The 21,488-nt window shown below is 41.8% G+C and carries 21 protein-coding genes; 12 read left to right on the plus strand and 9 right to left on the minus strand.

The window, feature by feature from the left end:
* Nucleotides 1-272 precede the first annotated feature (272 nt).
* The 8 genes from NVS78_RS11725 (at nucleotide 273) to NVS78_RS11760 (ending at nucleotide 10,196) form a co-directional block, all read left to right on the plus strand.
* Complete coding sequence (locus NVS78_RS11725) at nucleotides 273-557, plus strand: fibronectin type III domain-containing protein (protein ID WP_286359345.1); 285 nt, start codon at nucleotides 273-275, stop codon at nucleotides 555-557.
* A gap of 37 nt (nucleotides 558-594) precedes the next feature.
* A complete protein-coding gene (locus NVS78_RS11730; protein ID WP_286359346.1) occupies nucleotides 595-3,789 on the plus strand; it encodes a golvesin C-terminal-like domain-containing protein in 3,195 nt (1,064 codons plus the stop codon).
* A gap of 231 nt (nucleotides 3,790-4,020) precedes the next feature.
* Entirely contained in the window at nucleotides 4,021-4,332 is a 312-nt protein-coding gene (locus tag NVS78_RS11735; RefSeq protein WP_286359347.1) for an FtsB family cell division protein, read from the plus strand.
* Between the two features lie 5 nt (nucleotides 4,333-4,337).
* A complete protein-coding gene (gene ruvX, locus NVS78_RS11740; RefSeq protein ID WP_041502445.1) occupies nucleotides 4,338-4,763 on the plus strand; it encodes a Holliday junction resolvase RuvX in 426 nt (141 codons plus the stop codon).
* Between the two features lie 2 nt (nucleotides 4,764-4,765).
* Nucleotides 4,766-5,320: a peptide deformylase gene (gene def, locus NVS78_RS11745; RefSeq protein ID WP_286359348.1), complete on the plus strand. Its 555-nt coding sequence runs from the start codon at nucleotides 4,766-4,768 to the stop codon at nucleotides 5,318-5,320.
* A gap of 54 nt (nucleotides 5,321-5,374) precedes the next feature.
* Nucleotides 5,375-7,321, plus strand: coding sequence for a ComEC/Rec2 family competence protein (locus NVS78_RS11750; RefSeq protein WP_286359349.1), 1,947 nt, complete (start codon nucleotides 5,375-5,377; stop codon nucleotides 7,319-7,321).
* A gap of 86 nt (nucleotides 7,322-7,407) precedes the next feature.
* Nucleotides 7,408-8,751, plus strand: a complete 1,344-nt coding sequence (gene trkA, locus NVS78_RS11755) for a Trk system potassium transporter TrkA (RefSeq protein WP_286359350.1) — start codon at nucleotides 7,408-7,410, stop codon at nucleotides 8,749-8,751.
* A complete protein-coding gene (locus NVS78_RS11760; protein WP_286359351.1) occupies nucleotides 8,748-10,196 on the plus strand; it encodes a TrkH family potassium uptake protein in 1,449 nt (482 codons plus the stop codon). The genes trkA and NVS78_RS11760 overlap by 4 nt, the downstream gene beginning before the upstream one ends.
* A 71-nt stretch (nucleotides 10,197-10,267) precedes the next feature.
* On the opposite strand, the gene NVS78_RS11765 is transcribed toward NVS78_RS11760, so the two are convergent.
* From NVS78_RS11765 to NVS78_RS11800, 8 genes are all read right to left on the minus strand, one after another.
* On the minus strand, nucleotides 10,268-10,876 hold the full coding sequence (locus NVS78_RS11765) for an L-threonylcarbamoyladenylate synthase (protein WP_286359352.1): 609 nt from the start codon (nucleotides 10,874-10,876) through the stop codon (nucleotides 10,268-10,270).
* Between the two features lie 11 nt (nucleotides 10,877-10,887).
* Complete coding sequence (gene fsa / locus NVS78_RS11770; protein ID WP_041502451.1) at nucleotides 10,888-11,544, minus strand: fructose-6-phosphate aldolase; 657 nt, start codon at nucleotides 11,542-11,544, stop codon at nucleotides 10,888-10,890.
* A gap of 95 nt (nucleotides 11,545-11,639) precedes the next feature.
* Nucleotides 11,640-12,893, minus strand: coding sequence for a YeiH family protein (locus NVS78_RS11775; RefSeq protein ID WP_286359353.1), 1,254 nt, complete (start codon nucleotides 12,891-12,893; stop codon nucleotides 11,640-11,642).
* A gap of 81 nt (nucleotides 12,894-12,974) precedes the next feature.
* Complete coding sequence (locus NVS78_RS11780; RefSeq protein ID WP_041502512.1) at nucleotides 12,975-13,355, minus strand: SRPBCC domain-containing protein; 381 nt, start codon at nucleotides 13,353-13,355, stop codon at nucleotides 12,975-12,977.
* A 64-nt stretch (nucleotides 13,356-13,419) separates the two neighbouring features.
* A complete protein-coding gene (locus NVS78_RS11785; RefSeq protein WP_286359354.1) occupies nucleotides 13,420-14,013 on the minus strand; it encodes an OmpH/Skp family outer membrane protein in 594 nt (197 codons plus the stop codon).
* Between the two features lie 90 nt (nucleotides 14,014-14,103).
* Nucleotides 14,104-14,784 (minus strand): peptidase associated/transthyretin-like domain-containing protein, encoded by a 681-nt coding sequence (locus NVS78_RS11790; protein WP_286359355.1) that lies wholly within the window; start codon nucleotides 14,782-14,784, stop codon nucleotides 14,104-14,106.
* Between the two features lie 33 nt (nucleotides 14,785-14,817).
* Nucleotides 14,818-15,390 carry an RNA polymerase sigma factor gene (locus NVS78_RS11795; RefSeq protein WP_286359356.1) on the minus strand — a complete coding sequence of 191 codons (573 nt, stop codon included), beginning with the start codon at nucleotides 15,388-15,390 and terminating at the stop codon, nucleotides 14,818-14,820.
* Entirely contained in the window at nucleotides 15,381-16,511 is a 1,131-nt protein-coding gene (locus NVS78_RS11800) for a glycosyltransferase (protein ID WP_286359357.1), read from the minus strand. Before NVS78_RS11800 ends, NVS78_RS11795 begins: the two co-directional genes overlap by 10 nt.
* A 128-nt stretch (nucleotides 16,512-16,639) precedes the next feature.
* On the opposite strand from NVS78_RS11800, the gene NVS78_RS11805 reads away from it, so the two are divergent.
* On the plus strand, nucleotides 16,640-17,830 hold the full coding sequence (locus NVS78_RS11805; protein WP_286359358.1) for a 6-phosphofructokinase: 1,191 nt from the start codon (nucleotides 16,640-16,642) through the stop codon (nucleotides 17,828-17,830).
* 35 nt (nucleotides 17,831-17,865) lie between these two features.
* On the opposite strand, the gene NVS78_RS11810 is transcribed toward NVS78_RS11805, so the two are convergent.
* On the minus strand, nucleotides 17,866-18,105 hold the full coding sequence (locus tag NVS78_RS11810; RefSeq protein ID WP_286359359.1) for a hypothetical protein: 240 nt from the start codon (nucleotides 18,103-18,105) through the stop codon (nucleotides 17,866-17,868).
* Nucleotides 18,106-18,431: 326 nt separating this feature from the next.
* On the opposite strand from NVS78_RS11810, the gene NVS78_RS11815 reads away from it, so the two are divergent.
* The 3 genes from NVS78_RS11815 (at nucleotide 18,432) to prmA (ending at nucleotide 21,350) form a co-directional block, all read left to right on the plus strand.
* Nucleotides 18,432-18,845 (plus strand): helix-turn-helix domain-containing protein, encoded by a 414-nt coding sequence (locus NVS78_RS11815; protein WP_286359360.1) that lies wholly within the window; start codon nucleotides 18,432-18,434, stop codon nucleotides 18,843-18,845.
* A gap of 242 nt (nucleotides 18,846-19,087) precedes the next feature.
* On the plus strand, nucleotides 19,088-20,449 hold the full coding sequence (locus NVS78_RS11820) for a TrpB-like pyridoxal phosphate-dependent enzyme (protein ID WP_286359361.1): 1,362 nt from the start codon (nucleotides 19,088-19,090) through the stop codon (nucleotides 20,447-20,449).
* A gap of 49 nt (nucleotides 20,450-20,498) precedes the next feature.
* A complete protein-coding gene (prmA, locus tag NVS78_RS11825; protein WP_286359362.1) occupies nucleotides 20,499-21,350 on the plus strand; it encodes a 50S ribosomal protein L11 methyltransferase in 852 nt (283 codons plus the stop codon).
* The last annotated feature ends 138 nt before the right edge of the window (nucleotides 21,351-21,488 follow it).

Below are 21,488 nucleotides of genomic sequence, written 5' to 3' on the forward strand. Positions count from 1 at the left end.
CTCTTACAAGAATGTCCTATTTATTAAAAGGCTTAAACTCCAATTTTTCGGTGACAGGAAAACCTCATCCCTATTTGAGATAGAGATAATTGAACTCTTAGCAGCACTACAGCTATTGAAAAAAGAAATACGGATCAATAGCAATAAAAGCTAAAATTCATCTTCATAAATGAATTTTATCAAACAATAACAATTGCTTACAATATTAGATTATATCATTTATCTTTGTGAAAAGATTAATTATATTTCGAAACATGAAAATTAAGAAAACCATGAAAAAGAACATTTTGAAACTATTCTTGTTTGTCAGTTTAGGCTTGATCACGACACTTGTCTTTACGAGTGCAAGCCTACATATTGATGTTCCTGGTCCTCCGGGACGGCCTGTTATTACTGATATAAACAGACATGGATGTACGATAACATGGGCACCACCCCGATATGACGGGGGATCACGAGTGACAAAGTATCAGGTGGAGTATAGATACGTAACGTCAGAAGGATGGATCCACACGCAACATACTAAAAATGAAAATTCCCGGGAAATCATGACATGAATTAACCGGGAGTTAAACGAACAATGATTGAAATAACATGACAGCCCTAAAAACCGCAACCTTTTACGAGAGCAAACTGGTAAGAAGAAACTGGTTGTTTTACTTCTTTATTCTCGGGATACTGGGATACACGATAGGTGTTTTGATCCCGCCGGATACGAATCGCGTTCTATGGTCGAATGTCGCGTTCGCGTCATCCATTCCCTTGCGCGGGATTTACTTCTTGAACCTGTTTCAATCGTTAATCATTACTTTCATCGTTTGCGACACCCGGAGAAAGCAAAAAAAAGCGGATACCCGGGAAGTGCTTTCCACGCGACCTGTTGGTAACGAGCAATCCTATATAGGGGAATTTTTAGGTGTTCTTCTTCCGTTCCTTGCAGTAGATGTCATTTTCATGATTGTTTGCGTGTTTATCAATATATTCGTGTCGGATTCACCGGTTAACCCCTTGATAAATCTATTTTACCTCCTCACGCGCATACTGCCCTCGCTCGTCTTTATCACCGGGTTATCCTTGCTTGTCAACAGGTTGATCAAACACCCTTTTTTAAGTTGGCTTATCCTGACCGTTTTTCTCTACTTGGCGTACGCTTACCTGACAACACCCCTTCACGGAATACTGGATTTCCGCGGCAATTGGTTGCCAGACTCTTTTTCCACGATAGTCGGCTTTATGCATCTCGAGGATTACCTGCTCCAGCGCATCGCTTTTTTATTGTTAGGAACCAGTTTTCTTTGTTTTGCCGTTCCACTCGCGAAGAGATTACCCGGAGTCCCCGGGCAAAAGCCTTATTTTATAGTTTCCGCCTGCCTGCTTCTGGTATTTTCCTCGTGCCTGGGATACATTTACGTCGAGAAGTTTCAAACCCGCTTGAAGAATAGAATCGCCTATCGCGAAGCATTTCTCGAATACAATAAATACCCCACCTCACGCGTGCTCACCCACGACATCACGTATCGACCCAAGGGGAGTCAGTTCTCGGCAACAAGCCGGATGAAGGTCCAGAACCAGAAAAAAGTAAAAATGGACCGGCTTTTACTCTTTTTAAACCCGGGACTCGAGATCGACAAGATTGAATCCGACGGGCAAAACCTTCCCTTTCACAGGGATCGCCAAGTTGTCGTCATCGAACATTCCCTGACACCCGGCGAGAATATCGAACTGGAGATCGAGTACGGGGGAAGTATCGACGAGGATATTTATCAGGTAAATATCCCCGACGAGGATTTCTTCGCTCCCGTCGTTTACACCTCCTTCCATGAAAATTACGGTAAACGCTCGGCTTTCGTGTCAGATAAATTCACGTTACTTATACCGGAAGTGATGTGGTACCCGACAGCGGTTCCCCCGGTCGAAATGCAGGCAGCTAAAGAGGTTAATTTCACAGCCTATACCCTTCGTGTTAAAAAACCGGGCGAGATGACCGTTTTATCCCAGGGAGAACCCACTAAAAAGGGAGATGACGTCACGTTCGATAACAGGCAAAACCTGAACGGATTAAGTCTTTGCATGGGGAAATACGAGAAAAGAGCGATCACCGTCGACTCCCTGACAGTGGAACTTTACACTTACCCGGGAAATGATTTCTACATGAAACCTCTTGACGAGTGGGAAGACCTGAAAGAAGACGACCCGGAGCGGGAGAGAAACTTAACGAACATATTTCATCGATGTAAAGAGATCATCGAGGGAGGTAAGCCTAACCCTTACCCCTTCACGTATTTTAAACTGATCGAGACGCCTTCCTCCTTTCTGCGCATGTCCCTGTTTCATGATAACATTCAACCGGAAATAGTGTTTTTCGAGGAACGATTTGCCACGACAGAACATAACAAACCCGATGCTTTTTTCAAGACGCCGAGCATGAGTGTACAGGAATGTATGCTATACGAAATAATGCCCGATTACTTGAACCGAATAAATACAGATCGCATTTTCACGGCCCATAATATTGGTATCACCTCTGACAGATACTTGGGTATGGATTTAATATTCAATCAAATGGCGAACACGCAAGGAGCACCGTCACGATTCGTCATGCCGAAAATGTTAAATTATATCGCGGAAAAAGGATTAAAAGGGTGTATCACGGAAGGATACAGCGGAGAGCGATACCTCGCCATCTCTCTAAAAGTATCCCATCTACTGAGTTATCTCACGACGATTACCACTTGGGACTCGCTAAGTCGGTTCACGCGGGAGTTTAACGCGCGAGCCCGTTTTCGGGAAGTTAACTTCGACTCGTTTATCGAGGAATTCGAGCAGCGTTTCGGGCAGAACATCCAAGCTTACATGGACGAATGGTACACGGGTCACCAGATTCCATGGTTATCGATAAAAGACCTGTCCTTTAAAGAAACGAGGAAAACGCAGATCGTGGATTTCAAAGTGGGCAATTTTGGCGAGACGGACGGTATAGTTTCGATCATTACAGTTGACTGGAGCCAAGACGGAAAAAAGGTAGTTGAAAATTGGCGGAGTTTCCCGGTTAAACCCGGGGAATGTAAACGAATCGTCGTTCATGAAAACATCAGGTTTCGCCTGGAGTTCACCACGAATTTCTCGGGAAATTTACCGAGAGTCATTTCATTCAATAGCGAAGAATTGCCCTCGTCGGCCACAATTCCCGATGAAGGAGTCACCTTGCTCGATAGGGATCAATTCTCTCCCCCGGGAGAGATCATCGTCGACAACGAGGACAAGGGTTTCTATTTAATCGATTCCACAGACAATCGAAAACGATTGGCGGATCTCGTTCTAAATGAGAACGAGGAAGAATATAATACTCTTCCTAATCTTAAAGTTAACACGTGGGGTCGTCCTTATTTATCAGAAGGACGTCATGTTTACGGCGAGTGTATTCGTAGCGTTTTTACAAAAGGGTCCGGCACGGGAAAGTTCAAGGCAGAATGGGTGGCAGACCTCCCGGAAGCGGGTAAATACGAGATATTTATCAATAGACCTGATTGTGGAACAATAGGTACGCATGGAAGTTATACAACAAATCACCCGAAGATAAAAAACTACTATACCGTCTACACCCCGGAAGGAAAAGAGGAAATCATTTTAGAGGTTGAGAAAGGTGATCCTACTTGGGTATTACTGGGCACGTTCACCTTACCGGCAGGAAAATCCAGCGTTGTACTGGATGACCGGGGAGTTCCTCCCATCGAGGATGAGCACTCGCAACTAGTGGTGGCCGATGCCGTTAAATGGGTAAAAAAATAACTATGAAAGCTTAACCTACACCCGAAAACATTTTTAACCCGTATAAACAAAAATGCTCTGTTCATCAAGATTGCCATTCCCTCTCGACCATGCACATAGGTAGAACGGTCGTTCATAAGCGTGTTCTTCTCTGTATCCACGCCTGCACGCTTTTGAGATTTTCAACCAAACACTTAGCTATTTTCGTCCAGGTTTTGCATATTTTCTGCGAATTCTTCGTATCTTTGTCATATGCAAGGCGAAAAAAAACAACCTATCCGGTACTTTTTTCAACGATTCGCAAACAAATACACGTTTGTTGCTCTGGTATTTGTTATTTGGATCGTTCTATTCGATAAATACAGTTTTATCGACAAGATCCAATTACAATCCAAAATTCTCAAACTGGAAAACGAAAAGCGGTATTACAAGAAAAAGATTGAAGAAGACAACCGGAAAAAAGAGGAGTTATTGAGTAACCGGGATAATCTCGAAAAATTCGCGAGAGAGCAGTATTTAATGAAAAATGAAAATGAAGATATTTTCATTGTGATAAAAAAGTAAACGTATTGGGAAGAATTGTTGCTATCGATTACGGGAAAAAACGGGTGGGAGTTGCCGCAACAGATCCTTGTCGTATTATTGCCAACGGTATCGCAACGGTCGGATCACATGAAATTTTACAATTTTTGGAAGTTTATACTTCTAAAGAAACGGTCGATCTGTTTGTCGTGGGCTACCCGAAGCAATTGAATAACACGGATTCCGAGAGTATGGTTTATATTAAACCTTTCCTCACGGCACTAAAACGAAAATTTCCGACCATTCCCGTGGAAATGTACGATGAACGTTTTACCTCCGTATTAGCTCATAAGGCCCTGTTGGAAGGAGGAGCTAAAAAGAAACAAAGGCAGAATAAAGCGATCGTCGACACGATCAGCGCAACTATCATCCTACAGTCTTATATGGAAAAACAACGGAATTTAAACATTTAACTATGCTTTTACCTATTTATATCTACGGACATCCGATCCTTCGAAAAATATCGGAAGATATCACACCCGATTACGAAGGACTACCTAAATTATTGGAAGATATGTGGCAAACCATGTACGAATCGGATGGCGTAGGACTCGCCGCACCCCAAATTGGAAAAAACATCCGTATCTTCGTGATAGACGGAACTCCGTTTGAAGAATACGATCCCCGGTGTAAAGATTTTAAAAAGACCTTTATCAACGCGCATATCATAGAACGGACAGGAGAGAATGTATTACAAAACGAAGGATGTCTCAGTATCCCCGGGATCCACGAAGACGTTCTCAGAAAAGACAAGATTAAAATTGCTTATAAAGACGAAAACTGGGAAGATCACGTGGAAGAATTCGAGGGAATGCGTGCCCGTATCATACAACACGAATACGATCATTTGGACGGAATAGTATTCACGGATCATCTTTCCGTATTGAAAAAAAGACTATTAAAGAGCAAGCTAAACAGTATTAGCGCCGGTAAATTTAAAATAGACTACAGGGTCGTATTGCCGAAATAATCCGGGCCGTCCAAAGACATACGCCGTAGTTTATTCATTATAAACGAATCGCGTATGTTTGCCTTATTCAAACATAAATATCCTTTTATACTGTTATCCTTTCCGGTAACAGGCGGGATTTTATGGAGCAGCCATATAACGGCCTTCGCGCTCCAAGGATACACGGTAGGTATACTTCTCTCGCTCGCGTCGATTGCATACACTTTCCTACTATCCCGAAATTTTCTATTTCAAAATCTATCCCTTGTCCTGTTTCTCTTTTTCCTCGCCGCGTATAGAAATCATTCCCCTGAAGTTCCCATTCCCCAGAACGGAAAAAACTATGCCATAACAGGAGAATATACCGGTCAATTCTCCCCCGGTCACTACATCATAAAAAATAAAGCGTTATGCATACGTTTACAGGTTAAGGATTCCCTCTGCCCGGAAATCGGAGATTGTTTCTATTTCCAGGCCAGGCTATTTCCCCTCTCCTCCCGTTCCAACATTTATGAATTCGATTACAACGATTATCTCCGACAACAGGGAATTCATCTACAAGGGATCGCACTCTCTCCGCTGACTCCCGTCAAACACCGATCTTCCTTTTGGGGACTTTCGCAAAAAATCCGGAAAGCGTTACTTGAAAAATTAAATCACGCGGTAAAAGATACGACGACACGCTCTCTCTTACAAGCACTTTGTCTCGGCTACAAATACAATATCCCCCCGGATTATCGAAAAGTATTTCAATCCACCGGAACAGTCCATTTATTAGCGATCTCCGGTCTGCATATGGGAGCTATCTATCTGTTATTAACGTCTGTTTTATCTGTACTTCATCTAAAAAAGGGAGAATGGCTGCTTATTCCTTTATTATGGCTGTTCGCTTTCGTATCGGGACTCTCTCCGTCGGCATGCAGGGCTGCCTCGATCTTAAGCTTTATTGTCATAAGTAAATTATTACATAAAGACCATACCCCTTTAAATGCCGTCGGGGCCTCCGCTTTTTTCACCCTGCTGATAAAACCGGCGCTACTTTATTCCGTAAGCTTCCAGATGTCCTACGCGGCATACACGGGAATCGTACTGCTTTATCCCGTTTTTCGGGTAAAATCCATCCGCCGGCCCGTCGTTATTCAAAAAATATGTTCGCTTTTTTTTCTCAGTTTAGCAGCACAGATCGCCGTCCTCCCCCTGACAGCTTACTATTTTCATTCTTTGACGTTAAACAGCGTTATCATCAATATCGCGGCCATCCCCTTGGCTACTGCTCTATTATACGGGGGGATTTTAATACTTGCATTGCCGGGATGTATCGGCTTGCTTGTCTCTCCTTTTATCGTAGGTATAGAACGATCTCTTTTATTCCTATTACATATTTTTGACCGTTTTTCTCTCGTGCAGGATAATCTTTACCCGACCCCCGTACAACTCGTTTTAATTTACCTACTCCTCTTGTCTTTTCGGGCCTACATAACCAATCGCACATCATACATCCGACATATCATATACCTCGTCTCTCTCTCTTTGTTCCTCTTCAACGGTATCTCCCGATACGAAAAACAAAGCAATCAGGAGGTCGTTATCTATCACCGCCATAACAGCTCTATGATTCTTTTGAATTACAAGGGATATTATACCTTTTTAAAGAATACCTATCCTCGTTCACGACATCTTCCCTATATCGAAGCGAACCGTCTGAAAGCCATTCCTTCTCATCACAGCTTCATCGCGAACGAGATACAACGTTTTCATAATCGGCTTATCTCTCCCTTCTTTTCATTACATATTGCCGACTCTTCAACCCGGAACATCCCTCCTACCGACTACCTCGTTATCACCGGCAATATTCTTCCGCACCAGCTCTCCTGTCTTTCCGAAAGCCAATTGAAAAAAATCATCCTCGACGGCTCCAATCACAGTCGTAGCATTGAAGCCTGGAGGATATGGGCAAAAGAAAAAGGACTTCCCTTGCAGACCACGAGTGAAAACGGATCGCTACAACTCAAACTAAAATAGCTCTTTTATTGCAATTTCATTCGGCAAAATTATGGTATTAAAATTATAATTCTTTATTTTGCTGGCTTAAATAACACCTAACTAAAATGAATATCGTTATAGCGGGAGCAGGAGAAGTCGGGACACATCTCGCGAATATGCTCAGCAAGCAAGAGCATAACATCATGTTGATAGACAGCGATCAGGAAAAACTCGAATTGCTCGAAAACCAACTGGACGTGTTGTCTATCGTGGGGTCGTGTACCTCTATCGGAGCCTTAAAAGATGCCGGTGTAAACAAATGCGATCTCTTCATTGCGGTAAATCATTTAGAAGACCAGAATATCAACTCAGCCATATTGGCCAAAAAATTAGGGGCGAAACAAACGATCGCCAGAGTAAATAACAGCGAATACTTAGAAAACGAAAACAAAGAGTATTTGAAAATGATCGGGATCGACTCCTTGATCTATCCTGAACGTTTAGCGGCAGAAGAGATTGTCGCCTCTTTAAAGCAAAGCGGGTCAAGACAATTACACGAATTTTCCGACGGAAGGCTTCAGCTGCTGGGTATTAAGCTGTGGGAAAATGCCCCGGTTTTGAACCTGACCCTGATCAAAATGGCAGAACGTTATGGAGCGCAGAACTTTCGGGTCGTCGCTATCAAAAGGGCAGACAGGACCATTATTCCCAGAGGATTAGATTCATTCATGTACGGGGATTTGGTCTTTATTGTAACGAAGCCGTTTTATGTACCCAATATCTTTGCCCTCTGCGGAAAATCACAATACGAAATTAAAAATGTCGTTATCGTGGGAGGTTCCCGCATCGGAGTGAAAGCAGCCTCCTTGCTGGAAAAAAATTACAATGTAAAAATTATCGAGAAAGACCGGGAAAAATGTATCCTCTTGGCCGACAAATTAAAATCGACTCTGGTTATCAATGGTGACGGAAGGGACCTTGCCCTCCTCCGGGAAGAGGGAATCAAGAATACGGATGCGTTCATCAGCGTTACGCACTCCTCCGAAACAAATATATTGTCTTGCCTATTAGCCAAGAAATTAGGAGTGAAAAAAAGCGTGGCGGAAGTAGAAAACATCGATTATATCGATCTCGCCGAAAATATAGGTATCGGAACATTAGTCAATACGAAATTAATCGCCGCTTCACACATCTATCGCTATACCATGAATGTAGATGTAAAACACCTGAAGTTCCTGACGTTTTCCGAGGCGGAGGTTTTCGAATTGACAGCAGAAGCAGGTTCCAAGATTACCAAAAAAACATTGGCAGATGTAAACTTTCCCCTCAACGCCACAGTCGGAGGGGTTATCCGGGATGGCGAAGCCATTATCGCCAAAGGAGACGTACAAATTGCAGCCGGAGATAACGTGGTTATTTTCGCTTTGCCCAATGCCGTAAAAAAAGTAATTAAGCTCTTTCAGAAATGATCAACTTCCGATTTATCGTAAACATCATAGGAAAACTTTTATTAGTAGAAAGTGCCTTTCTCATGCTTTGTATCGTTGTCGCTTTAATTTACGGGGGAAGCGATTTACTGGCATTCATCTACTCCACCGTAATCACCTTGACAGCCGGATCGCTTATGGCATTTACGGTAAAAGTAAAGGACCGGGTTTTAGCAAAGAAAGACGGGTATTTTATCGTAACCTCTACCTGGGTCATTTTTACCGTATTCGGTTGTTTACCTTACTTGTTTGGCAATACCATCCCCTCTATTGTCGATGCCGTCTTTGAAACGATGTCCGGATTCACCACAACGGGTTCTTCCATTATAAACAATGTCGAGGCCCTACCGCACGCGACTTTATTCTGGCGCTCCCTGACCCAATGGATGGGAGGTATCGGGATCATCGTATTGCTGCTGGCCATCTTACCCGGTTTCGGGATTGAAGGACGGGATATGTTCGTGGCGGAAGTAACAGGCCCGACCCACGATAAATTCACGGCCACCTTCACGTCGACGGCCCAGCGCATGTGGACTCTATACTTATCCTTAACCATCCTGCAAACGGGTTTCTTGCTTTTAGGCGGGATGGACCTTTTCGATTCAATCTGTCATTCATTCACCACCATGGCGACCGGAGGGTATTCAACAAAACAAAATAGCATCGCTTACTGGGATTCAGCCTATATTCAATATGTATTCATTATCTTCATGTTTTTGGCAGGAACCAATTTCGGACTCATGTATTCCGTAATCTTAAAAAAGATACGCAATCCTTTCCGGGATGAAGAATTCAAACTCTATTTTCTTATTGTCGTCGTATCCAGTACGATCATCGCTTTAGGGCTCTATTTTAACGGATATTCCGATTTAGAGAAAAGCATTCGCGATGCCCTGTTCCAAGTCGTTACCATACAAACGACCACCGGCTACGCGACGACCGATTACCTTCTGTGGCCTCCTCTCTTGGGCATAATTATTTTCGTCTTGATGTTTGTCGGAGCCTCGGCGGGTTCCACCTCCGGTGGACTGAAATGCGTCCGCTTAAGCCTGTTGTTTAAAAATTCGTTCATAGAGATGAAACGAATCATACACCCCAACGGCATCATTAACGTGAAATACAATAACAAAAGCGTGCATCCGAACATCATGAGCGGAGTGATGGGTTTCGCCATTCTGTACATCTTCATATTCGGCATCTCCAGCGTTATCATGTCTTTTTTCACGAAAGATATCGCGACAGCCTGTAGCGCCGTTATCACCTCCCTGAGTAACGTGGGACCGGGATTTGGGGAGATCGGCCCGATGGGTAACTTTTCCAGCCTCCCCGGTATTGCAAAAATATTCCTGGCCATCCTAATGTTAGTCGGTCGTCTCGAGGTTTTCACCGTGCTCGTTTTATTTAGCAGAACTTTCTGGAAAAAATAATTGGTCCGGAACGAGCCAATAAAAAACGGCGCTATCTTAAAAGAAAGCGCCGTTATAGCATAAAAGAGGTCTTATAATTCCCCTAATCCCTGACGGATCACGGCTATTTCATCTCCCGTACAATCCAATACGGTAGAAGGAACATTTTTACCGTACCCTCCGTCAATGACCAAATCTACCAATTTTTCATATTTTTCATGAATCAATTCCGGATCCGTAATGTATTCGACCTCTTCATCGGGACCTCCCTTAACGGAAGTCGTCAACAAAGGCCCGTCCAACTCTTTTACAATGGCCTGCACTATAAAATTATTCGGAACGCGAATCCCTATCGTTTTCCGCTTATTCATCAACACATTCGGTAATTTATTCGTAGCAGGCAACACGAAAGTGTAAGGGCCCGGTATATACTGCTTCATCGTCCGGAACACCTCATTATTCACTTTTGCATAAATGGATATGTTACTCAAATCTTTACATATCATCGAGAAATTCGCCTTTTCCGCTTTTACGCCGCGGATGGCCGATACCCGTTGCACCGCTTTCACGTTATTAATATCGCACCCGATAGCATAGATCGTATCGGTAGGATAAATAATCACGCCTCCGTCGTGTAACAAATCCACAATCTTTCGAATCTCCCTTTCATTGGGATTATCCTCGAATAAGCGTACAAACATAACCCGCTGATTTACGAGTTCACCTTCTTGTAATCAGCCAGAAATGCAGCTAAACCACTATCCGTCAACGGATGTTTCAATAATCCCTTGATAGCGTTCAACGGACAGGTAGCTACATCGGCTCCGGCCTCTATACATTGAATAATGTGTTGCGTATGACGAATCGAAGCGGCTAACACCTGGGTATTGTATCCGTAATAAGCATACATATCAACAATTTTTTCTACTAATTCAATGCCGTCACTACTGATATCATCCAATCTACCGACAAAGGGAGAGACGTAAGTAGCCCCAGCTTTAGCAGCCAACAAAGCTTGCCCCGGTGAAAAAACCAAAGTACAATTCGTACGAATTCCTTTTCCAGAGAAATATTTTATCGCTTTAATTCCATCCGCGATGCAAGGTACTTTCACCACAATATTGGGATGTAAAGCAGCTAATTCCTCTCCTTCTCTTATCATTCCTTCATAATCCGTTGCGATCACTTCCGCGCTTACATCTCCATCTACAATATTGCATATTTCGATATAGTGTTTTTTGCAATTTTCTACTCCCTTTATTCCTTCTTTGGCCATCAACGAAGGATTTGTCGTCACTCCGTCCAATACCCCCAAATCATTAGCTTCCCTAATCTGGTCCAAATTTGCGGTGTCAATAAAAAACTTCATATTATATTATTTTTAGGTTTAACATCATGAACTGCACACAAAAGTATAAACAATATCCGAATATTATTAAAAATGAAGAATTAAAAATATCATTCTCAACTCAATACACCAAATAACAGCCAAGCTATCAATAAGGTAAAAAATACATTAAATGCCTGGGCTCCCAGAAAAGCATAAGTCGAACGTCTGTTTTCGGAGGTTATCAAACTCCTGAAATCCGTTTCCAAACCGATTGAAGTAAACGCAAGGGCGAACCAAAGACCCTGAATATTTTTCAGAATCGGTTTTGCCTCACTCACAACGGCAGGGTCTATCAGAAAAGAAAATACCAAAGAAGCAGCTACAAAACCCAACACGAACTTCGGGAAACGGGTCCATATCACTTTTAACGTCGGTTTTTCCTCTACACCTTCTACCTCCTTTTTGGTATAGGACCAATATATGCTGATTAAAAAAGCGGCAATACCCAACAATACATTCTGAGAAAATTTCACAATGGTACTGGTCTGTAAAGCGACTTCCCCGTATATAGCGCCCGTTGCGGCCACCGCCCCGGTAGTATCGATAGTTCCCCCGATCCATGCTCCGGCCATATCTTCCGGCAAATCGAGCAATTTAGCCAATGCCGGCATAAGTATGATCATCGGGACCGCCACTACCAAAACCAACGAAACGACATAGGACAATTTGGTTTTATCCCCTTTGATTGCTCCAGCCGTTGCCACGGCTGCCGATACGCCACAGATGGAAACAGCACTGGATAGCATTAAGGCCATCTCTTTATCGATACCCATTCTCTTGCATAACCAGAAACAAAAATTCCACACCACGAAGACAACGATACAAGATTGTATCAACCCCAGCGAACCGGACTTCAACAAGTCTCCGAACAATACGGTCGTTCCTAATAACACCAATCCGATTTTCACAAAAAGCTCCGAAGAAAGGGACTCTTTCAACCATTTGGGAATAGAAAAAACATTACTGATGAAAAGGCCGATTAATAAACTGAATATCACCGTCTCCAGTCCCCAATCCTTTAAAAATTTATTCCCGCCGACGACCATAGCCAAAAGCGTCAAAAAGAACACGACAGGGAAACTATAGATAACGGATCTAAAACTACGGCCGTTCATTCTTCCGGCAATCAACGCCATAATAAACATAAACCCAAAAACCAAAAGAGCATGCCCCACGTTATCTAAAGCAAATACCTTATTGAGCAAGACATCTGCATCCGGCCAGCTAAAAGAAGGCCACTGCGGTTTCAACTGAAAAATTATCAATAAAATGATAAACCACCCCACTATTGCTGAGGTCCAATCTTCGGAAATCTTACATTTACTCATCTGACTAATTCTTAAATTTATTCAGCGACAAAAATAAGATACATTTTTTTTCAATACATCCGCATTTTTACTGATTTTATATCAATACATTTCCAACATCCCCTTTATCGCCCCCCAGTAATACTCTTTCCAGCCTTCCACGATTTCATCATACACTTCGTCCGGAATATGAGTATGCAATAACTCCACGCGAGTCGTCTCTTTTTTCTTCTTCAATTCGATCGTTACTACCGAAGGATTTTCTGTTTCTCCGAAAAACCACTCCTGCACCACCCTCTTGTAAGGCTCGATCTCTAAGTTCACACCACAGATATCTCCTTCCCAAAGAGAAAAAACAAATCCCTTCTCCGCCTTCATTTGTGCCGGATAACCGCTCCAAAGCTCGATTTGAAAAGGATTCGTCAAAGCTGCAAACACCTCTTCCGGATCGGCAACTATTTCAATCGTATACTTAAAATCCATAAACTTTTTCATATAAAAGAAAAGGCTGATTTATTCAGCCTTTTCTCTTTATTATCTATCCTATTTATTTCTTCTTATATTGTGCATTCAACTGTTTCAATATGTCTTGCGTTATATCAAATCCGTCTTCTGCATAAAAAACAGTTCCACCCAAGGTTGTACTCAAAATTAAATTATAACCTTTTTCCTTGTTGTATTCTTTCAAAAAAGCAATAATAACATCATACAACTTTTTATTAATTTCGTTCTGCTCACGCAGTATATTCTCTTGAGTCTCCTGTTTCAAACGCTCCATATTCTGACTTTCGAGTACGATATCGTAATACTCCTGATTGGCACTCTCCCGGGTCACGAACCCGTTATTCTCCAATTTACGTTGATATTCGTCTTGCCTCTTTACCAGGGATTTCATTTTCACGTTCATGTCCGTCTTATACTTCTCTATCTTTTTCAAAAAAGCCTCATTCAATTCTCTTGATTGAGTGTAATTACTCAACAAGGTATCCATATTGATATAGACGATTTTAGTCCCCGGATTAACAACTTTTACTCCTTCCGATTCATTGCCTGCTCTATTATTTCCCGCAAAATGCAAAATATATAACACGACCACGGCAACTAACAATAACACATTTAATCCTATCGAAAAATTTTTCATAAAATATAACTTTGTTATTAATAAATCGATTAACTGGAAACGGACTTCCCGGTGGAAATAGTTTCAGTTACAAAGATAGTCTTTCTTCTTTTAGTTGGCTCGTTTTTCCCTTTTTTCTACATAAAAAATTTTCTTTAACAGGTCCACCTCATCCTGTCGAATCGGGCGAAACCGTTCATGTAATCTCCGAGACATATAAAGCTTACGAATCGTCCTTATCGATTGTACCCCCACTCCAAATCCGACATCCACATGTCCCTTGTTCTCTACCGTATGAGCAAATTTTTCTATCTGCATTTTCTGATTCATCTCCCGGTCCATCTTCGTTACCGGAGAAAAAGCCCCGGCAACAATCCCTTTTTCATTATATAAGGCATTCTCCATACTGCGGTCCGGCTTATAATCTTCCAATACATAACGGGGGATGACCACAACCTCCGCCAATAAGACAGTATCCCGAGTCATAAAAATCCCTAACAGATAATCTCTTTGAGTAAGCGTATCGCTAACTACTATTTTCGCGGGCACATACCCCACGTGAGAAAAGACCAACGTATCCCCCATCTTTACCTCAAAAGCGAAACGCCCGTCCTCGTCTACCCCCCGGTAAACACTATCCAGTCGGCAGAGAGCGTTCCGGAGCGGAAAAATACTATCCCGATCGCACACTACTCCCGTAACGAACAGATTATCCTGCTTCTCAACCTGTCCGTTAACACTATATATGCCATAAAAGAAAAAAAATAACAGGAAAAACTTAAATCCTCTCATTTTCCCGGGCAATTTCACTATTTTGCAAAATATTCAGCAAAGCTCCCTTGCCCGAAACAGCTGAGCTTTAACGGTTCCTAAGGGAATCGCCAACTCCTGAGCAATCTCTTCATAAGAAAATTCGTCAAAATAACGTAATTCGATCAATTTTCGATAACGTCCTTTCAACATCGCCACCTTTTCACGCATGAATTCTGCGCGTTGCTTACGAATTGTCTCTTCTTCCGGGCTCAATACATCCGCCGGAACACTATTGATATATCCCCGGTCGTCCGGATTGATATCATCTTTATCTAAAGAAACGGTTAAAGCTTTTTTCTTTCGTATAAAATCAATGGTATTATTCGATGCGATCTTAAATAACCACGTACTGAAAGCAAATTGAGGTGAATAATAATTTAAACTCGCAAAAGCCTTTTCAAATGCTTCGAACATCAAATCTTCCGCATCGGTACGGTTATTCACCATCTTCAATATCATGAAATAGACGGAATCTTTATACCTTTTAAACAACTCTGCATAAGCTTTTTCGTCACCCCCAATCGCTCGCTTTACAATTTTATAATCATAAAGCGCTTTTTCTGATAAATTATTCGTTATCTCCATTTCTTTCTGTTAAAAAATGAATATCCATTCCAGTACCATCGATAGGCAAAACCCACTGTACTTACGACTAACGAAGTTAGGAATAATTTTCTTTGTTTTAGATGCTTAGAGTAAATATTTAACAATATAAAATCTAATAAAAATGTTAAAAGAACTAATATTAATAAATATTCCACAAAAACACCCATAATTATAAAGCAAAATGATAAGCCGTAAAATAAAATACGCACAATCTCATCCCCTTCCACTTGCGCACGCAACACGATCGGCCATTTGAATTTACTGGCAAAGTAATAAGAAATCTCATCCACTCCACCCTTCTTATCGTTTTCATCTACAATCATATAACTATTCGGGTCTTTTACCACTCGAACTTTTCCAAACTTAGACAATTCCTTAACCATATCGTTATCGTAACCTAAATATGATTGCGAATTTCCCGTGAAACCGCGATTCTTTATGTAATACGATTTTCTATACGCCATGTTACATCCATCACCCAAAATATATTTTTTCGATTTCACAAGAAAACACATTTTTAAAAAACGTAATAACCGGAAACACCGCCGTTTCATTATCCCCGGTTCATCCCCGATATAATTGGAAAATCCCAATACGACCGCCGTATTTTTATCAAAATAGGATTGCATCGTTCTTACCCAAAAAGAGGAAGCAGGACGACAATAGCTCTCTGAAAACAGTAATACGTCATGTTTCGCCGCCAATATTCCTATATTAATCGCCAGTTTTTTCGTAAAACGAAATTTCGTGTCAGGAAAGATACGCGTATAACGTAACTGAGGATACGCCTTTTGTATCTCAGCCAAAACATCCTGAGTATCGTCCTCCGAACACTCATCAACCACGATCACTTCGTAATTTTCATAAAACTGCATTAAAAAGCTCGGCAGATTTTTCTTTAGGAACTCGGCATTATTATGGGAAACAATAATCACCGAAACTCCTTCCCCCGAACCTTCCTCTCTTTTTTTATCTTTTCGCAAAACGGAGACACTCTTATATATGACGTAAAACAGGTGAATCCCCCACAAAAAAAGCAGAAAAATCGCCACATACCCGTAAAACCCATACCCTTCCCATATAATCCGAAGATTCTCCATAATAAAAATATTTGTTCCATCGTGCAAAAATCAGACAAATATACATACTTAAACCTTAAATTACCGTATCTATTGAACAATTTTATTTACATTAGAAGAGAATTTACGAACACAAAAATAGCTATACTATGAAAGGACAAAAAACAAAAGGAATCATTGGAATATTAACGGGAGGAGGAGATGTCCCCGGCCTGAATCCGGCCATCAGAGCCGTAACAATAAGGGCTCTGAGAGAAGGCTATAAAGTAATCGGAATACGGAGAGGCTGGAAAGGACTCATTGACATTATCCGCGATTCCGAGTATGACAATTCGGATAACTTTTTCGAATTGACGGAAGAAATCGTAAACAGAGCAGGACGTACGGGAGGAACTTTTCTCCATACCTCGAGAACACGGGCATCCCATGTACCTAAAGCAAGCGTTCCGGAACATTTACAAGATAAGTACACGGACGATATAAACGATTTAACACCGGAAGTACTGAAGAACCTTGATTTTATAGGTGTAGATTTTCTAATACCCATTGGAGGAGACGACACCCTCAGTTACGCGGTCAGGTTGAGCCAGGAAGGGGTAAGAGTTGTCGCCATTCCGAAAACGATGGATAACGATGTGCCCGGAACCGATTATTGTATCGGCTTTAGCACCTGTATCACCAGAACCATTTCCCTTACTCATGACCTAAGAACCTCTGCCGGTTCACACGAGCGTATCCTGGTTTTGGAAGTGTTCGGCCGATACGCCGGATTCACGGCCATGTTACCCACGTTAGCCGGAGCAGCCAATCGATGCGTTATCCCCGAATACCAGTTCGATATAGAGCTGTTGACGGAGCTGCTCTGCGAAGACCGGTTTACCAATCCAAGCAGGTATTCTGTCGTCTTGGTTTCAGAAGGAGCGACTTACTCCGGAGGAGATATGATTTTCCAAAGTGAAGAAAAGGATATGTTCGGACATAAAAAGTTGGGAGGAATAGGAGACCTGATTTCTCGGCAATTAAAAGAGCTGACCCCCCAATTCAACCGGGGAGAAGCCATTGACACGATTACCCAAAAATTAGGTTATCTCGTGCGTTGCGGAGATCCGGACGCTTTAGATTCTATTGTTCCTATGGCATACGGGAATCTCGCCTTGGATTTAATCAACAAAGGATTACACGGACGATTGGTCATCCTCAGGAACGGTCGCTACGACAACGCTCCCATCGAGATCGTCACCAGTTCGAAAAAATTAGTCGACGTCCAAAAATTCTATAACACGGAACGGCTTCGTCCCAAATACAACAGTTTTGAATTTATGCCCCAAATGATCTTATAAAAAAAGCGGTCTCGTGAAGAGACCGCCTCTTTTCCTTACTTCGTAGGCTTGATTTGCTTCACCGGAGCCGTCGTATCGGGGGCGATGCTATCCGTTACGATAAGAACCTCCGATTCCTCGACAACAACATCCGTAGAATCAGGAACCGACTGAGATTGCGTTACCGACTTTTGATTTGCATTTTGATTTTTTTGCTTATTTCCGCAAGCAACAAACGTTAAAGCCGCAACGACCATTAACAAATTAATCCATCCTATTCTTCTACAAGTTTTCATTTTTTCCCAGTTTAAATTAACAAGTTGTTCCAACACTTTCCATTACGGATACATACCTAAAAAGTTTCACCCGAAGCCCTCTCTTTCCCCTATTCTTTTCCCCGAAAATGAAAAGTGCCGATGAAATGAATCATCGACACCCTGCACACTTTATAAATACTGTCTGGTTGCATGACAGTCTCTTTTAAATAATCTGCCACTCTAATTATGGTAATTATCCATATTTATCATTAAATTATAAACGATATTTAGGACAAAAGTATTGATTTTGTGAATAAATATGTATATAAATCAATACATGTATTGAAATTTAGAATCATTCTATCATGGATATGACAATAAATCAAAGACTTGACGATTTCTTAGAAGAAAAACATATCAGTCAAGAGGAATTACGCTCACAATTAGGTTTAAAAACCCGTCAACAGGTCAGTAATTGGATCAATTGCAGAGAAAAAATTTCAGAAAAGCATATCATTCGAATTGTTGAACTCTATCCGGAATTAAATGCCAATTGGCTCATAACCAATGCCGGAAATATGTTTAATGATCAAAAAATCGTCCGCCATATTAACCGGAACGCTTACGGATTTTGTGAAGAATGTATCAAAAAAGAACAAAAAATAGAATATTTACAGGAACTTATTCACCAAAGGGATCAAGAGATCAAGTTGCTAAACCGGGAGATCGGGAAACTGGAAGACCGATTAGCCCGTTGCGTAGAGAATAAAGAACTCTAATAAATCTAAATAACCGGAGAAAGAGTTGTATCGAAAAAAAGAATACTCTATATTAGCACCCGCAAATAGCATACGAAACATGACAAGGAAACAATACATAACCTTAAATTGGTGGTGGCACCTATTTAAACTTCGTAGTAAACGATGAAGTTATGTAATTGTATTGCATAAAGATTTCAGGCGAGCCTATTGTTTACTACAGTAGGCTCGCTTCTTTTTTATTCACTTACAAATTTCATACTATGAAAAAGATTAAAAAAATTCTGCTTTCAGAAAAAGAGATGCCGACGCAATGGTACAACATCGTGGCCGATATGCCGAACAAACCGCTACCGGCCCTCCACCCGGGAACAAAACTTCCCTTAAAAAAAGAGGATCTTGTTCCCTTGTTCGCCCGAGAACTTATAAACCAGGAGTTCGCAACGGATCCCTATATCGAGATTCCCGACGAAGTACAAGAGTTGTATAAAATATGGAGAGCAACCCCTCTCGTGAGAGCTTACGCTTTAGAAAAGGCCTTGGATACTCCCGCTAAAATCTACTTTAAAAACGAAGGGACGAGCCCGGCCGGATCGCATAAACCCAACACGGCGATTCCACAAGCTTACTACAACTACAAACAAGGCATCAAGCGAATGACGACAGAAACCGGAGGAGGCCAATGGGGAACCGCTCTCAGTTTCGCCTGTCAGCATTTCGGAATCGATCTGAAAGTATTTATGGTAAAAGTCAGTTACGGTCAAAAACCTTATCGAAAACTAATGATGAATACCTGGGGTGCCGATGTAATTCCCTCCCCCAGTACACTTACCGAGGCCGGAAGAAAAATATTACAAGAACATCCCGATTCATCAGGCAGTTTAGGCATTGCCATATCCGAAGCCGTAGAAATGGCAGCCCGGGATCCGTATACAAATTACTCCTTAGGTAGTGTATTGAATCATGTACTGCTCCATCAAACGATTATCGGAGAAGAAGCCATTTTACAAATGCAAAAGGCAGAAGCGGAACCGGATATCATTATCGGTTGTTTTGGAGGCGGTTCTAACTTTGCCGGAATCTCTTTTCCTTTTATACGCGAAAAGCTAAAAAAGAATAAAAACACCCGGATCATCGCTGTCGAACCTCAATCCTGTCCGAAACTGACCAGAGGACAATTCCATTACGACTTCGGAGATAGCGTGGGTCTAACTCCCTTATTGCCGATGTATACCTTAGGCCACGATTTTCAACCGGCAGATATCCACGCCGGAGGATTACGCTATCACGGGGCAGGCATGATCGTGAGTCAACTTTTGAAAGATCGCTTGATAGAAGCCGTGGCTATCCCGCAACTGGAAACGTTTAAGGCAGGTATTCTATTCGCCCAAACCGAGGGTATCATTCCCGCACCGGAATCAACCCACGCCATAGCACAAACCATACGGGAAGCTCTGATCGCCAAAGAAGAAAAAAAAGAAAAAACCATCCTTTTCAATTTGTCCGGACACGGTATGATCGACTTATTCGCTTATGAACAATACCTAAACGGAAATCTCTCGGATTTTCAAATCCCGGATATTGAAATCAACCGATCTTTAAAAGGATTGGATAAACTCATGTGAAGAACATAGCTATCTAATTTTTTGCTACTTTTGCAAAAAATTAGATAGCATGTATTACACGGAAGTCCATTTTTACATTACCCCCTATTCCGAAGATATCACGGATGCTCTTATCTCGGAACTCGGCCATTTAGGTTACGACAGCTTCTCCTATACTGACGAAGGATTTAAAGCTTACATCCCCAGCAAACAATACGATAAGAACGCCATTTCGCAGATGGAGATACTCCCGTTTTTCGAGCAAGAATACCAAATCAAATGGGAAACGACTCAAGTCGAGAACCAGGATTGGAATAAGGTGTGGGAAGAAAATTTCACCCCCATCATCGTTAAAGACCGGATTTTGGTCAGAGCCGGATTTCACGCCTCCATTCCCGGCATCGAGCATGAAATCATCATTGATCCGAAGATGAGTTTCGGTACCGGTCATCACGCGACCACGGCCCTCATGCTCGAAACCATATTAGAAATCAAACCGGAAATCAAAAATAAAAAAGTACTGGATATGGGATGCGGAACAGGAATACTCTCCATTATGGCAGCCCAGTCGGGGGCAACCGAAGTAACCGGAATCGATATCGACGAATGGGCATATAATAATGCCGTGGAAAACTTAAAAACAAACCGTATATCCAACAACGTACGTATTAAGATCGGTGACGCGAATTTGCTACAAGAACAACAAAATTACGACATCATTTTAGCTAACATAAACCGCAATATCCTGCTAAATGACATGCATCGCTACACCTCTGTCCTCAATGAAAACGGCTATTTGATTATGAGCGGCTTCTACCTGCAAGATCTGCCCAAAATTCAGGAAGAAGCAGAAAATTTAGGACTCAGATTCAAATCTCACAACGTAAAAGAGAATTGGGCCGTTGTAATATTCAACAAATAAATATGAATTTGTTTAATATTTAACAATCTATTGCAAATCGAAAACAGATGTATAAATTTGCATCGCAAAAAATAAAGAATAATGGTATTTACTAACAACTCATACAAACTTATGTGCATGCAAAGATGATTTGCATGC

It is taken from the genome of Gabonibacter chumensis (assembly GCF_024741215.1).
Lineage (GTDB): Bacteria > Bacteroidota > Bacteroidia > Bacteroidales > Marinifilaceae > Gabonibacter > Gabonibacter massiliensis.